The organism is Phytohabitans sp. LZ39 (genome assembly GCF_059359075.1).
This window is the reverse complement of record NZ_JCADBM010000003.1, coordinates 195,498-210,290: the sequence shown is the minus strand read 5'-3', so window position 1 is coordinate 210,290 and position 14,793 is coordinate 195,498. Positions and strand designations below refer to the sequence as shown.

Here is a 14,793-nt window from a genome sequence, read left to right as displayed (position 1 = left end):
CCAGCACCACGACCCCCCAATGGCGTGACTACGCGCGGGACCAGCGTTGGTTGGCTCCGGTGTGGCAGCTCCACACGATCACGCCGGTGCCGTTGGCCGTGCTGGCGCCGTTGACGTCCAGGCACAGTCCATTTTGGGCATTGCTGATCGTGCCGTTGCTGTTGAAGGTCCATCGCTGGTTCGCGCCGCCGTTGCAGTCCCAGATCTGGGCCCGGGTGCCGGAGGTGGCGTTGCTGGGCGTCTCCAGGCACTTGCCGAGCACCTGCAACGCCTGCCCGTTCTGGGTGAACTGCTGGTTGGCTGCGGTGTGGCAGTCCCAGATCAGCATCTGCGTGCCGTTGGCGGACCCGCCCAGGTTGACGTCCAGGCAGCGGCCCGAGGCCTCGCCGCGCAGCCGGAAGGTCGTCGGCGGGTTCGTGGTGCCGCCGCCGCTGACCCGGTAGACGGCGGTGCCGTGCGCGGGCACGCTGGCCGAGATCGCGCCGGTGCTGCTCGACGTGGCGCCGGTCCACAGGTCGCGCAGGGTGAACGACGAGCCGCTCTTGCCGATCGCGGCCGCGGTGGTCGAGACCGTGGTGGTCGAGCCCCCCTGGTTGAACAGCGCCACCGCCACGTCCCCGTTGGCCAGCCGCTTGGCGAGCACGCGGCGGGTGCCGTCGTTGGACACCTGAGTCGCTTGCAGCCCGAGGGAGTCCTGGTTGACCGCGATGAGGTCGGCGTTGTTGAGGATGGCGAGCGTGGCCGCGCTGGAGCCGCGGACGTCGTTGCCGGCGATGAGCGGTGACGCCATGATGGCCCACAGCGCGAAGTGGGACCGCTGCTCGGTGTCGGTCAGGCCGCTGCGGCCGACCTCCATCATGTCCGGGTCGTTGAAGCCGCCGGGCGCGGCGTAGGAGGCCAGCGGCACGTTGACGTTGACGATGTTCTGGATGCCCATCGGGTAGCCGTTGGTCTGGCCGGTGTTCCACGCGTTGGTGATGTCCTCGGTGGTGCGCCACATGTTCGCGACGTCGCTCCAGTTGCGCAGCGGCCCGGTCTTCTCGTGGATGCTGTTGGGGTTGATGCTGTACACGATCGGCCGTCCGGTGGCGGCCAGCGCGTCACGCATCTTGGCGAACGTCGCGACCTGGTCGTTGATGGTGCCGTTGGGGGAGCACCAGTCGTACTTCAGGAAGTCGACGCCCCACGCGGCGAACTGGCGGGCGTCCTGCGCCTCGTGGCCCTGGCTGCCGGTGGCGCCCGGGTAGCTGCCGAAGTACTGCGCGCAGGTCTTGTCGACCGGCACCTGGTAGATGCCGAACTTGAGCCCCTTGCTGTGGATGTAGTCGCCGAGCGCCTTCATGCCGGAAGGGAAGCGCGAGGGGTCGCCCTGTAGGTTGCCCGCCGAGTCGCGGTTGGGGTTGAACCAGCAGTCGTCGACGACCACGTACTGGTAGCCGCGGTCACGCATCCCGGTGCTCACGATGGCGTCGGCCATCTGCCGGATCAGGCCTTCGCTGATGTTGCACCCGAAGGTGTTCCACGAGTTCCAGCCCATCGGTGGGGTGCGCGCCACCCCGTTGTCGAGCGCCTGCGCCGGAGCGCTCGGGCCCCCCACGACGGCGGCGCCGACCGCGACGACCAGGGCGGCCACCGCCGAGATGGCGGCATATCGAGACCTCATGTGTGCTCCTCGGGTTGAACGTTCAACACGCGAGCATCATTTTGACGTCCCTCGATCTGTTGGTCAAGGCGACGGCACCGAGCGGGTGGCCGGCGGCCACCCCGGTGACGGCGGTGAGGAACGGTCCTAGCGGACCGGCCTCAGCCACGGGTTCAGGCTGAGCCGGTCGAAGCCGATCGGGCGGAGCCTGTCGTAGGTGGCGGCGTCGAGCCGCACCATTCCGACGGCGACCCGGGCGTCGCCGGCGTCGTCGTCGCCGGTCATGACGGAGTGGATGGTCGACCGCCGGTCGCCCATCACGTCGGCCGCGGCCCACCTGACCCGGTCCAGCGTGGCGAGGGTGTTTCGCGCGGCCACGACGCAGACGTTTCCGTCGTAGAGCCGGGCCAACTCCGCCTGGACCGTCGCCGGATCCTCGCCCACGACGCCGACGACTATCACCATGGTCGATGCGGGAGCACCGGCGGGATGCGTGATGTCGAGTCCGGAGAAGCGATCGCGGTGGCGGCTGACGAACTGCCCGAGCCGGTCCGAGTTCGCGCGGTCTCCGGTGCGCCAGCCCCCGGACGGTGGCTGGCACGCCGCCGGTGTGGGGCGCCGCGGCGGCTTGTTCTCCGGGAGCTCCGCCCACTGCTCGGTCACCGCCAACGTGCCGGCGCGGTAGACACCCCGCAGGCGTGCCCATCCGCTGAGCCGGCCCTCGGCGCCGACCTTCCGGTTGGCCAGCCGGTCGAGGTCGACACCCGTCGCGGTGAGTGCGAACGGGCATGGCGCCGGCAGCGCCCGCACCGGCAGCGCCCGCACGGCGGGCGGGCAGAACCGGACTGGCTTCCCCTCGTCGACCTCGACCTCGCCCGCCGCCTCCACCACGTCGCCGTCCCGGACTACCAGCGTGGCCGGATCGGGCCTGCCGGTGGGCGCCGCGGTGGTCGACCCCGGGACCTGCTCGGGCCCGCCGGCCGCCTCGGGCCAGAGCGCCATGCTGCCGACGATGGTCGCCGCGACCGCCGCGGCCACCACCCCGACCGTGAGGAACCGCGCCGCGCGCGGCCGCCACAGCGACGTCCGCTCGGTGGCCCACCGGGCCTGGTCCGGCTCGGGCGGGGGCGGCTGCGCGGCCTGCCAGCGCTCCGCCGCGTCGGTGAGGATCTGGTCGACGTCCTCGTTCACCGGTGCCTCCTCATCCCGTCACCGCCAGCAGCACCCGCAGCCGGGCCCGGGCGTCGAAGAGCGTCGACTTCACCGTGCCCGGCGAGCAGCGCATCAACGCGGCGGTCTCGGCCACGGTCAGCCCGACGAAGTACACGCAGTCGATCGCGAGCCGCTGCCGGGCGGTCAGCTGCGCCAGCGCGCGTTCCAGGTCGACCTGCCCGGTGTTGGCCTCGACCTTCGTCCCGCGCAGCGAGGCGAGCGCGGCCGCGATCCGGCCGACCGAGTCCGCCCGCCGCCGCGCCTTCGCCGCCTGGTCCGCGGTGATCGCGAGGAGCCAGGTCGCCGGCGAACCCCGGTCTGGACGGTAGCTGCGCCGCTTCGTCCAGGCCCGCGCCAGCGCCTCCTGCACCACGTCGTCCCGATCGGCCCGCGGCGCGAGGCGCGCCGCCAACCGGGCCATCGCCGGCAGGTGCGGCCGCACCCACTCGGTGAACTCACCCGCGTCGGCCGGCTGGTCGGCTGCCAACCGGGCAATCGGGATCGGCGGTCTCATACCCCGGTATACCCCGGCACCCCACGCCCCGGTTGGGTCCGGCCCGCCGGCGGCTTCGGCGTGCGCGGCGTCAAGGGCCCGATTCGAGAGATGTGAGCTACCGCGATGTCCGTCGTGGTCCAGACCGCTGCTCCCGCCGGCCTCACCCGTCCGCTGTTGCTTGCGGCTCACCCTCGCGTTTGGTCGCGGTCACGCTTTGCCTGTGCGGATGCGCGGCCCGCGGTCCGGGATGTTTGTCCACGATGCCTGTCGCCGACCAGGCGGCGGGAGCCTTGAAGCAGGAGCTTCGTAGCCCTGAGTAACCGTCGCCGCCGTACACGCGGCCCAAGATTCGGGATCTAGGGGGATCTCGGAGAGTTAGGGCGCTATTTCAACCCTAACTCTCCTAGATCTTGACGTTTCTCAACCGAGCCCGCCGACGCTGCGTCACAGACGGTGGCCGGCGAGGCCGGCCCAGCCTGTGCGGGCGGGAAATCCATGGGGGGCCGTGGGCGCTTGCCGGTCCTGTCACCCGCGCGCCCCGGAATGTCCAGGTCAGCCCCTTGATCGACTTAGGGTGGGTGGCATTGGGTCCGGACCGCTGCTCCCGCGGCCTCACCCTCCGCGGGTTCGCAAATCCAATCCGGCCCATGGGCCCGGCGCGACCACCGATATGGCCCCGCGACGGGCCGGAGGCCGCAAAGGGTGACCGTGACCGGCAGCGGACGGGTGAGGCCGCGGGAGCAGCGGTCGGGACCACGGCGGACGTCGCGGTAGCCCAAATCTCGATGAATCGGGTTTCGGGCCGAGAAGGTGGAGCTGCCATCGACGGCCGCTAGTATGCAGGCGATGAGCGACGCGGTCAGCGACTGGGCGGTCGAGTCCGTCGAGCTGCCGGGCCAGCCCGGATCGATCGCCGCGGCCGGGCCGGGCGGGCCGGTCTACGCCGTCACCGGCGGTGCCGAGGGCACGCGCCTGTGTGCGGTCGACCTGGCGGGCCGGCTGCTCTGGGCGCGTCCGGTCGACGGCCACCGCGGCCCGCGGGTCGCCGATGACGGCGGGGTCTGGGTCGGCGGCGGCGCGGTGCTCGAGGAGACACTTCCGGGCGGCGAGTCGGGCCGCCGGTTCACTCTCGACGGTGGGCACAGCGACCGTGCCATCGACGCGTTCGTGCTGCTCGCCGGCGGCGCGCTCGTCGTGTGGGGGAGCAACGCCCCGGGGGCCGCGCCCGCCCGGCTGGAGCTGCTCGACGACCGCGGCCGCCGCCGCTGGGTCACCGACCTGCCGGCGCCCGACATGGCGTACCCGGGGATCACCGAGGTGGGCGTGGCCACCGGCTGGCAGCCCCGCCCGATATCCGCGTACAAGGCCGAGACGTTCCGCACGACCCGGTGGGAGCCGGTGCTGGTCAGCGGTGACCGGGTGCTGGCCACGTTCTTCGAGGTCGCCGGCGGGCTGGGCGTCAGCTTCTGCGTCGACCTGCACACCGGCCGTCTACTGTGGAGCACCGCGCCGGCGCCGTCCGGTGACCGCGCCATCGCCGGGAGCGGGCGCTTCCTGGTCGGGGAGCAGGGATACGGCGCGTTCGGCACGCGGCTGCTCGACGGCGACGGCGCGGTCGTGGCCGAGTGGCCGAGCCACGGGCGGGCGCTGGTCGGCACCGACGGCGTGATCCGCGTCGTAGAGCTGGAAAACAGCACGCCTTCGCGGTGCCGCCTCCGGCTGCTGCATCCCGACGGCACGATGACCGACGGCCCGGTCCTGCCCGGCTACTACACCGTCGGGCCGGTGCTGGCCGCCGACGGCCGCGTCGCTTTCCTCCGCGACGGGCGCCTCCAGTCGGCGGCGCCGGACCTGACCGTCACCACCCACCTCGCTCTGCCGGGGCGCGGCGGCGTCGACGGCATGCTCCTGCTCGACGGTGGCCTGCTCGCGTTCGTCACCCGCGACGACCGCCCGGCGGCGACCGGTTCGGCCGTCCTGTCGATCGCCCGCTCCGACCTGCCCGGCCCCGCCACCGGCCCCTGGACGGGCGCCGAGGGCGGCCTGCGCGCCAACCCTGTCACCTCGTGAGGAGACCACAATGGACCGACTCACGCGCCTGGTCCTCGGCACCATCGCCGGATCGCTCGTGCTCCTGATCGGATACGGCGGCGCGCAGGCGGGCCGCCCGCCGGTGCGGCAGGCGGTCGCCACGCCGGGCACCGTCGCGGAGTACCCGTCGATGACCGCGCTGCGCAAGGTGGAGCAGGAGGGGGTCGCGTTCGATCTAACGTGGACGGTCACCGACTCGCCGCTCGTCGTGGTCGCGCCGCACGGCGGGTCGATCGAGCCGCGCACCAGTGAGATCGCGAGTGCGATCGCGGGCAGCGAGCACACCCAGTGCCAGTTCAAGGGCAAGCTGCCCGCGGGGCAGAACTATCCGCGGCTGCATGTGACGAGCGAGCACTGGGACGTCGAGGAGTGCCTGATCCTGATCGGACAGCGGACCCACGCGCTGTCGGTACACGGCACGTCCAAGGCGGGCAGCGTCGTCTACATCGGAGGACGGGACACCGAGACCGGCGTCGCGCTCGCCACCGCGTTGCGGGCGGCCGGTTTCACGGTCGTGCGGCCCGCGCCGGCCGACATCGCCGGCACGTCGCCGGACAACTTCGTCAACAAGGACGCCGACGGGGCCGGCGTGCAGCTGGAGCTGACCTACGGCCTGCGCACCGAGCTGTTTCCGGCGAAGGACGGCCCGGCCTCGGCGCGCGGGCAGCAGTTCGTCGACGCCGTGCGCGCCGTGTACGCCTAGGCACCGAAAACTTTTCGGCGCAGAGGTCCAGTCGCTCGGGTGGCAATGCCCCTGCTCAGATTGGCGTCCCAAGGTCAACTGTTGACATGGACGTAACACACTGCCACCATTCCCGAAAAGGTTTTCGGAGACCGGGCATCCGTCGCGCGGAAGGACCTTCATTGGACGAGGTCAGATTCAACCGACGTCAACTTCTTCAGGCATCCGCTCTCGGCGCGGGAGCGGTGGCCGGCACTAGCATGTTGGGGGTGTCCGCCGCCGAGGCGGCGCCCGCCGCGGGCGCGGCGTTCGCGCTGGCCGCCGATCCCGGTCCGGGCGGCACCGCGCCGGTCCGCCCTTTCTCGCTGGCGCAGGTGCGGCTCGGCAGCGGTCTGCTCCAGGAAAAGCGTGACCGCGTCAAGAACTTCCTCCGGTCCTACGACGAGCGCCGCTTCCTGGTCCTGTTCAACAACCAGGCCGGCCGGCCCAACCCGGCGGGCGTGTCGGTGCCGGGCGGCTGGGAAGACGGCGGGCTACTGAGCGGTCACTGGGCCGGCCACTACATGACGGCGCTCGCGCAGGCGTACGCCGACCAGGGCGAGGCCGTCTTCAAGGGCAAGCTCGACTGGATGGTCACCGAGCTCGCCGCCTGCCAGGCCGCGATCACCGCCCGGATGGACGGCGGCGGGCCGGGCGGTGAGGAGCCGCCGGAGCCGGTGATCGAGCGGGTGCCGGGCCGCTACGGCAGCGCGCTGCGCCTCAACGGGCCGAGCAAGGCGCAGTACGTGACGCTGCCCCAGGAGGCGATCAACCAGCTCACCGACTTCACGATCGCGACCTGGGTCAACCTGGCGTCCACGCAGAGCTGGACCCGGTTGTTCGACTTCGGACAGAACACCACGGTCAACATGTTCCTCACCCCGCGGGCCGGCGTGACCGGCAACGTGCCCCGCTTCGCCATCACCGTCGGCGGATCGGGCCAGGAGCAGCGGATCAACGGCACCGCCGCGCTGCCGACCAACCAGTGGGTGCACCTGGCCGTCACGCTGTCGCAGACCACCGGCACGCTGTGGGTCGACGGTCAGCCGGTGGGCACCAACACGAGCATGACGCTCAACCCGTCGAGCCTGGGCAACCCGGGCAACCGGTGGATCGGGCGGTCGCAGTACGGCGACCCGTTCCTCGACGCGACCATCGACGAGTTTCACATCTTCGACCGGGCGCTCAGTCAGCAGGAGCTGCTGTCCATGCAGGACTCCCCGGCGGGCAGCACCACCGGCGGGAGCATCGCCTGGTACCGGTTCGACGAAGAGGGCGGCACCACCCTCAAGGACGCCTCGCCCAACGGCCGCGACGGCGGCGTCGTGGCGGCCCGCGAGGGCGGGGCGGCCGACTGGGTGCCGACCCACCCCGGATACGTCGGCGCGATCCCGGAAGACGCGGTGCTGCGGCTCGGCCCGCCGCGCTGGGCGGTCTACGGCGGCAACGCGGACACCAACACGTGGGCGCCCTGGTACACCCAGCACAAGATCATGCGCGGCCTGCTCGACGCCTACTACCACACCGGCAACACGCTGGCCCGCGACGTCGTCGTCAAGATGGCCGACTGGGCCCACCTCGCGCTGACTGTCGGCGACAAGAACCACCCCGACTACACCGGCCCCATCACCCGCGACAACCTCAACTACATGTGGGACCTCTACATCGCCGGCGAGTTCGGCGGTGCCAACGAGGTCTTCCCCGAGATCTACGCGCTCACCGGCGAGGCGAAGCACCTGGAGACCGCCAAGTGCTTCGACAACCGGGAGTCGCTCTTCGGCGCCTGCGTGGAAAACCGCGACATCCTCGTGGTCACCCCGCAAAACCGGCCCGGCCGGCGCCGCCCCGAGCGCCTGCACGCCAACACGCACGTGCCGCAGTTCATCGGCTACATGCGCATCTTCGAGCACACCGGCGACCAGGAGTACCTCGCGGCCGCCAAGAACTTCTACGGCATGGTCGTTCCACATCGGATGTTCGCCAGCGGCGGGACGGGCGGCAACTACCCGGGCTCCAACAACAACGTCGAGCTGTTCCAAAACCGCGACAACATCGCCAACGCGATCGCGCAGGGCGGCGCGGAGACGTGCACGACGTACAACCTGCTCAAGCTGGCGCGCGAGCTCTTCCTGCACGAGCACGACCCGGCGTACATGGACTACTACGAGCGTGGCCTGCTCAACATGATCACCGGGTCGCGGGCGGACACCACGAGCACCAGCGACCCGCAGCTCACCTACTTCCAGCCGCTGACGCCCGGCACCGCCCGCAGCTACGGCAACACCGGCACCTGCTGCGGCGGCACCGGCCTGGAAAACCACACCAAGTACCAGGAGACGATCTACCTCAAGTCGGCCGACGGCAGCACGCTGTGGGTCAACCTCTACGCGCCGTCGACGCTCACCTGGGCCGAAAAGGGCTTCACGGTGACCCAGCAGACGTCGTACCCCCGGGAGGACCGCACGAAGCTGACGATCGACGGCGACGGGCCGCTCGACATCAAGCTGCGCGTGCCGGGCTGGGTGGAGAAGGGCTTTTCGGTCACGGTCAACGGCGTCGCGCAGGCCGTCGACGCCGAGCCGGGCACCTACCTGACGCTGAGCCGCACCTGGGAGGCCGGCGACACTATCGAGGTCCGGATGCCGTTCAGCATCAGGATCGAGCGGGCGCTCGACCGCCCCGACACCCAGGCCGTCTTCTGGGGGCCGGTGCTGCTCCAGATCGTCGGAAACCCGGGCGGCGGCAACTTCCGCGAGCTGACCCTCTACCGCCACCTCAAGCGCGACGGCGACTACTCCCGGGCGGCGGTCACGCTCGCGAGCACCACGGCGGCGGGCGACCCGGTCTTCACGGCGCAGGGGTTCACCGTGCGGCCGTACTACATCAGCGACACGCAACCCGTCTCGTCGTACTTCCGGCGGGTCGAGCCGGCGATCGTGTTCGGCTCCATCGACACCGGCGTGCCCAACCGCAAGCGCGACGACGGCCTGCCACGCTACGACGTACCAGTGACGGGCATCCCGTCGCCCGGCACCGACGGTCCGACGTTCCTCGACCTGGTGTGGGACCACGCGCCGTTCGCCACCCACGGTGCCTTCGTCGCGGCGGTCACCCACACCGCCGAGGCGTTCGTGGCGGCGGGTGTCTTCACCGCGGCCGAGAAGGACCTCGTCGTCTCCCGCGCCGCCCAGGCGGACCGGGAGCTCCGGCCGCCGGCGACGTGGGCCGTCGAGGTACAGGTCCGCACGCAGGTCATCGGCGGCAACACCTACCTGTCGGTCAGCGTGCGCAACGCCGACGACGTGCCACTCACCATCGAGATCGCCACCCCCTACGGCTCGCGGACGGTGCCCGACGTCGCCCCGGGCAAATCCGCCTACCAGTCGTTCAACACCCGGCGCGCGACGGTGCCGGCCGGCACCGTGACCGTCAAGGCCACCGGCACGGTCGACGGCGCACCGTCGACAATGGAGGTCGACGCGCCGTACGGAGCCTGACACTCCCCTCTGGTGGCGCCCGGTGTACTGCCGGGCGCCACCGCTTCGCATAGCGGCGGCTCCACTCCGGCCTTGCGTGCTTGTGGCCGCTCCGCTGGCTCGCGGTGCGCGCTTCCGCGGCCCGCGGCGCTAGCATCGGGTCCCATGATCGTATGGATCAACGGCACCCATGGCGCGGGTAAGACGACAACCAGTGCCCTCGTGCAGCGACTGATCCCGGACTCACGGGTGTTCGACGCCGAGAAGGTCGGCGAGACACTCATGGACATCACGCCTGGACTACCCCGGACGGACAACTTCCAGCACTGGCCACCGTGGCGCCAACTCGTCGTCGATACCGCCCGCCGCGTACTCGACTACGCCGGCGGCACTCTGGTGATGCCCATGACGGTCCTGGTCGAGCAGTACTGGCGCGAGATCAGCGCGGGCCTCGACGAACATGCCATCCCGGTAAGGCACTTCGTCCTCCACGCCGACCAAGACACCCTTCGCAGGCGCATCGAGGGAGAACATCCCGTCCCCTCCGCGTTTCGCCTCAAATACCTTGAGCCCTACGCCGAGGCGGCCCGCACCTGGCTGCACCGCGAGGCCGAGGTCGTCGACACCACGCACCTCACGCCCGCCCAGGCCGCCCTGCGGATCGCGGAGGCCGTCGTCCGCTCGCCCAGATAGGCAAGCTCCGCCGTCGGGGCGGAGCAGCTCCACGACGGCCACGTCTGCCCTTCGTAGGGCGCCTGTCCGCTGGGAGCGCAAACGCGTCCGGCTCACGGAGGCCGGCCGGCGAGCGGTGGGTGAGGATCGGGGTATCCGTTCCGATCCAGGAGGTTCCTTTTGCTTATCGCGATCGTCGACTTCAAGACCGCGGCCACCGACCGCCCCACCGCCCTGGCCCAGCTCGACGGCGAGCGTGACGCCGTGCGCGCCATGCCGGGCAACGTCGCCTTCCGCGTCTACGCCTCACGCGACGACGAGACAGCGGTCACCATCGTGCACGAGTGGGACGACGAGGCGTCGTTCGCCGCTTACGTGGGCTCGGACGCGTTCAGGCGCTCGGGCGAGGCGATCCGACCGCTCATGGTCGGCGCACCGGTGAGCCGGCGTTTCCAGGCCGAGCTGCTGGAGACGGTGCGCTGACCGCCCCTACGATCGTTCGATGACTCGGGAGGCGTACAGCTTCGTGCGGACGTTTCCGCCGGAGCCCGCTCGCGAGCTACGCGTGGACCGCCACTATCTGCTCTGCGCCTCCGCCGGTGCCCTGCGGCTGGCGGCGGAGGGCCAGGCCTGGCTGCTGCCACCGGCCCGCGCCGCGCTGATCGAGGCGGGCCGCCCGATCCAGGTGAGCATCCCGCAACCGGTCACGACCGCGTCGGCGCTGTTCGACACCGGCTTCACGCCGGCGCCGCCGGCACCGCTCACCGTTTTCGATCTCAGCCCGCTGGCCCGCGCGCTGCTGACCGAGTGCGGCGCGTGGGGCCAGTCAGACGCCCCGCTGCCGGCCTATGGCAGGACGCTGTTCGCGGCGCTCGCCGCGGTCACTTGGCGGCTCGCCGAGCGGCCGAGCCCGGTCGTGGTGCCGTCGGGGCGGTCGCCGGAGCTGCGCCAGGCGTTGCGGATCACGGAGGAGCGCCTCGACGGCGAGGTCCGGTTCGAAGACGTGGCGGACGATGTCGGCCTCACGCCGCGGTCGCTGGCCCGGCGCTTCGAGGACGAGACCGGCATGACGTGGCGCGCGGTGCTGCGCCGTATGCGGGTGTTGCGCGCGATCGAGGAGCTGGCGGCGGGGGACACCCCGGTCACGAAGGTCGCGTTCTCGGTTGGTTACGGCTCGCTGTCGGCCTTCAACGCCGCGTTTCGCGAGCTGACGGGGCGCACACCCACGGAGTACCGGGCCAGCTTCCGCCCTTGACCGGGCCGCCGCCGTGCTGGAGTGTCGATCACTCGATTATCGATCCCGGCCAGTGGCGACCGATCGTCTTGACGACGGAGTCGATGTCCGCCTTGACTGACATCGTTATGGCCGTCAGTGATTCGACGTCTCGTTGTGACGTGAGTCGGACGTGGAGCAGGATCGTGCCTGTGACTCATGGCTCAGCGGGCGGAGGGCACGGGCGCGCGGAGTTTCGCGTACAGAGCCGCGGTTTCCGGGGCGGGCGCCGTGCCGAGGCCGGTGTCGAGCAGCTCGACGAGTTCCTGGTACTGCCGGATGGCGCGGGCCCGGTTGCCCAGGGCCACATGGCAGCGCATCAGGCCGCGGTGCGCGGCCTCCAGAAACGGGTCGTGCGCCACCAGCCGGGCGAAGGTCTCGGCCGCGTCCACGTACCGGCGGTCCTGGCCCTGAAGGCTGCCGAGGGTGAGCATCACCTGCTCGAAACGGCGGCGTAGCCGCTCGCGGCGGGCGTCGGCCCAGCCGCCCACGGCCAGGTCGACGAGGAAGTCGCCGGGGTAGCGGCCGGCCGCGGCGGTGAGTGCCGGGATGGTGCCGGCGGTCAGGGCCTGGTCCGCGGCCCGTTCGAACTCGTCGACGTCGTACCAGAGGCCGCCCGTGCGGTCGATGAGGTAGCCGCCGTCGACGAAGCGGACCCACCGGTGGTCACCGAGGGCGCGGCGCAGGTGCTTCATGCCGGTGTGGAAGCTGTTGCGCAGCTCCTTCGCGGAGGCGTCCGGCCACAGCGCGAGGCCGACCTCGGCCTTGGTGGCGCCGGGCCGGGTCAGCAGGTGGTAGAACAGCTCGCGCGGCTTGCCGTACGTCCAGTCTTCGCTCGACAGCGTGCGGCCGCCCACCTCGACGCGGGCCCGGCCGAGCGCGTGGACCCGCAGCCCGAAGGGCGCGGCCGGTGCCGTGCGGGCGGGGGCGCGCAGGAGCTCGTCGGCCGCCGCCACGGCCTCCGCGACCGCCTGGTCGAAGGGCATCGCCTGCCCGGCCACTGCGGCGGTCTCCACTATGGACGGTCCGCCGGCGGCCTCGATCGCGCGGCGCCGGCGTTCGTGGTCGTCGTGGTCGCACGGGGGTACCGGCGTGCCGATGGCGGCGCGCAGCTCCGTCGCCGCGGCGAACAGGCGTGCCGCCGTGCGAGCGTCCGGTCCGCGGGCCAGCTCGCCGGCCAGCTCCTCCAGCACGCTGGCGGTGCGGCACCGGTCGCCGAGCTCGTAGTGGGCGACGAGGCTGCCGCGCAGCAGGCGGACCGCCGTGGGATGGTCGGCTTCCGCGGCGGCGAGCAGACCCAGCTGCTCCATCGACCAGGCCGTGCCCTCGCGGGAGCCGAGCCGCTCGGAGAGGGCCAGGCTCTCCCGCAGCAGCAGCCGGGCCTTCGCGTGATCGCCTTGGCGGTAGGTGGTCGCGCCGAGGTCGACCAGCGCGCCGACGATGCCCTCGCCGTCGCCGAGGTCGCGAAAACCGCGCAGGGCCTCGCTGGTGAGCCGGTGGGCGCGCGCGTAGTCCGCCTCCAGCCAGGCCGTAAAGCCCAGCGACTTGAGCGAGCGGGCGACGCCGGCCGGGTCGTCCAGCCTCCGCCACGTCGCGAGGCACTCCTCGTGCCGGGCCCGCGCGGCCGCGTACTGTCCCTGCTCGCGGGCGATGCTGCCGAGCACCTGGAGCGCCGAGGCGACGACGCGTGGCTCCTCGGCCGGGTCGTAGAGGTCGAGTGCCCGCCGCAGGCGCGCCGCCGCGCGGTCGTACTCGCACAGCAGGAACTCGAGCATCCCCAGACCGAGCAGGGCCTTGGCCTGTACCGCCGGGGGTGTGCGGTCGTCGACCGCGGCGACGGCGGCCTGGAGCCACTCGTGCCCCTCGGCGTAGTTGCCGCGGACCCGGCAGTACCGGCCGAGGGCGGCGGCGAGGCGGACGCCGAGCGGCGGATCGTGCCGCCGGGCCCAGACCAGCGCCGCCCGCAGGTTGTCCTGATCGCGGTGCAGCCGGTCGAGCCAGAGAGCCTGGTCGTCGGTGGCGAGCAGCGCGTCGGCCCGCTCCGCGACCTGGAGGTACCAGGCCGCGTGCCGACCGGCGGCGCCGGGCCCGCCGGGGTCCAGCCGCTGCTCGGCGTACTGGCGGACGACGTCGAGCAGCCGGTAGCGCTCGTCGCCGCCCTCGCTGTGCACCTGTACCAGCGATTTCTCGACGAGCCGGGCGAGCAGCTCGAACGCCTGGCCGCGTTCGGCCGGGGCGGCGACCGCCTCGGCGGCCTGGGCGGTGAAGCCGCCGCGGAACACCGACAGCGTGGCGAACAGCGCCTGTTCCGGCGGGGGCAGCAGGTGGTAGCTCCAGTCGAGCGTCGCCCGCATGGTCTGGTGGCGCGGCGAGGCGTCCCGCACGCTCGTCACCAGGAGGCTGAACGCGTCGTCGAGCCGGTCGACGACCTGCTGGAGCGGCAGGACCCGCAGCCGGGCCGCGGCCAGCTCCAGCGCCAGCGGCATCCCGTCGAGCCCGCGGCAGAGCTGGGCGATCGTCCCGGCGTTGCGGTCGGTGACGTCGAACGTCGGGTGGACCAGGCGGGCGCGGTCCACGAACAGCTGCACCGCCTCGCTGCCGGCCAGGTCGGCCGCCGACACGGCCTCGCCGGCGGACGGCAGCGACAGCCCGCCGACCGCCCAGGTCGTCTCGCCCGCGACGGCGAGCGGCTCGCGGCTGGTGGCCAGCACGCGCAGTCCCGGACAGGCCCGGAGCAGGCGCCCGACCAGCCCGGCGGCCGCGTCGATCAGGTGCTCGCAGTTGTCGAGCACGAGCACGGCCGCGCGCTCCTGGAAGTGGCGGACCAGCGCGCGGTCCGGCGCGAGGTTCGGCGCGTCGCTCACACCGACGGCTGTCGCGACGGTCTGCGCCAGCAGCGCCGGTGCGTCGAGCTCGGCGAGCTCCACCCAGGACAGTCCCGGCTGGCTGGCGCGCAGCCGGTCACACACGGCGCGGGCCAGCCTTGTCTTGCCGCTGCCGCCCGGCCCGATCAGCGTCACCAGCCGGACCTCGTCCAGCAGCCGGGTCAGGGACGCGACCTCGTTGACCCGGCCGACGAAGCGGGTCAGCGGCGCGGCCGCGCCGTCGCTCACCGATGGCCGGTCTGCTTGCGTCTGGACGGGCACGATTCCTCTCACGCGCTCGGCGGCTGAGGGGCGTCCGCCCAGCATCGGCGCGGCCAGCGTCGGG

The 14,793-nt window shown here is 72.1% G+C and carries 10 protein-coding genes; 6 read left to right on the top strand and 4 right to left on the bottom strand.

From position 1 onward, the window contains the following. Positions 1 to 28: 28 nt before the first annotated feature. The 3 genes from AC5L36_RS07500 to AC5L36_RS07490 all read right to left on the bottom strand — a co-directional run bounded on the left by AC5L36_RS07500 (position 29) and on the right by AC5L36_RS07490 (position 3,341). Positions 29 to 1,663: a glycoside hydrolase family 27 protein gene (locus AC5L36_RS07500; RefSeq protein WP_441220966.1), complete on the bottom strand. Its 1,635-nt coding sequence runs from the start codon at positions 1,661 to 1,663 to the stop codon at positions 29 to 31. 126 nt (positions 1,664 to 1,789) lie between these two features. Continuing rightward, positions 1,790 to 2,833, bottom strand: a complete 1,044-nt coding sequence (locus AC5L36_RS07495) for a hypothetical protein (RefSeq protein ID WP_441220964.1) — start codon at positions 2,831 to 2,833, stop codon at positions 1,790 to 1,792. Between the two features lie 10 nt (positions 2,834 to 2,843). Then, the gene (locus AC5L36_RS07490) at positions 2,844 to 3,341 is read right to left on the bottom strand and encodes an RNA polymerase sigma factor (protein ID WP_441220962.1); all 498 of its coding nucleotides are present in this window, start codon (positions 3,339 to 3,341) and stop codon (positions 2,844 to 2,846) included. An 855-nt stretch (positions 3,342 to 4,196) separates the two neighbouring features. Between AC5L36_RS07490 and AC5L36_RS07485 the strand changes: the two genes are divergently transcribed. From AC5L36_RS07485 to AC5L36_RS07460, 6 genes are all read left to right on the top strand, one after another. Next, positions 4,197 to 5,420 carry a hypothetical protein gene (locus AC5L36_RS07485; protein WP_441220961.1) on the top strand — a complete coding sequence of 408 codons (1,224 nt, stop codon included), beginning with the start codon at positions 4,197 to 4,199 and terminating at the stop codon, positions 5,418 to 5,420. A 10-nt stretch (positions 5,421 to 5,430) separates the two neighbouring features. Continuing rightward, positions 5,431 to 6,144: a poly-gamma-glutamate hydrolase family protein gene (locus tag AC5L36_RS07480; RefSeq protein ID WP_441220959.1), complete on the top strand. Its 714-nt coding sequence runs from the start codon at positions 5,431 to 5,433 to the stop codon at positions 6,142 to 6,144. A 248-nt stretch (positions 6,145 to 6,392) separates the two neighbouring features. Beyond that, positions 6,393 to 9,659, top strand: coding sequence for a beta-L-arabinofuranosidase domain-containing protein (locus AC5L36_RS07475; protein ID WP_441220957.1), 3,267 nt, complete (start codon positions 6,393 to 6,395; stop codon positions 9,657 to 9,659). A 144-nt stretch (positions 9,660 to 9,803) separates the two neighbouring features. Further along, a complete protein-coding gene (locus tag AC5L36_RS07470) occupies positions 9,804 to 10,331 on the top strand; it encodes an AAA family ATPase (protein ID WP_441220955.1) in 528 nt (175 codons plus the stop codon). 159 nt (positions 10,332 to 10,490) lie between these two features. Next, a complete protein-coding gene (locus tag AC5L36_RS07465; RefSeq protein ID WP_441220953.1) occupies positions 10,491 to 10,793 on the top strand; it encodes a putative quinol monooxygenase in 303 nt (100 codons plus the stop codon). A gap of 19 nt (positions 10,794 to 10,812) precedes the next feature. Further along, on the top strand, positions 10,813 to 11,565 hold the full coding sequence (locus AC5L36_RS07460) for a helix-turn-helix transcriptional regulator (RefSeq protein ID WP_441220951.1): 753 nt from the start codon (positions 10,813 to 10,815) through the stop codon (positions 11,563 to 11,565). Between the two features lie 182 nt (positions 11,566 to 11,747). Here the strand turns inward: AC5L36_RS07460 and AC5L36_RS07455 are convergent, their stop codons facing one another. Next, positions 11,748 to 14,696, bottom strand: a complete 2,949-nt coding sequence (locus AC5L36_RS07455; protein ID WP_441220949.1) for a tetratricopeptide repeat protein — start codon at positions 14,694 to 14,696, stop codon at positions 11,748 to 11,750. Positions 14,697 to 14,793: the final 97 nt, after the last annotated feature.

Excerpts from the sequence above, each read along its gene's own strand:
- AC5L36_RS07500 (WP_441220966.1), bottom strand. The coding sequence starts at position 1,663 with ATGAGGTCTCGATATGCCGCCATCTCGGCGGTGGCCGCCCTGGTCGTC.
- AC5L36_RS07485 (WP_441220961.1), top strand. The coding sequence starts at position 4,197 with ATGAGCGACGCGGTCAGCGACTGGGCGGTCGAGTCCGTCGAGCTGCCG.
- AC5L36_RS07480 (WP_441220959.1), top strand. The coding sequence starts at position 5,431 with ATGGACCGACTCACGCGCCTGGTCCTCGGCACCATCGCCGGATCGCTC.
- AC5L36_RS07470 (WP_441220955.1), top strand. The coding sequence starts at position 9,804 with ATGATCGTATGGATCAACGGCACCCATGGCGCGGGTAAGACGACAACC.
- AC5L36_RS07460 (WP_441220951.1), top strand. The coding sequence starts at position 10,813 with ATGACTCGGGAGGCGTACAGCTTCGTGCGGACGTTTCCGCCGGAGCCC.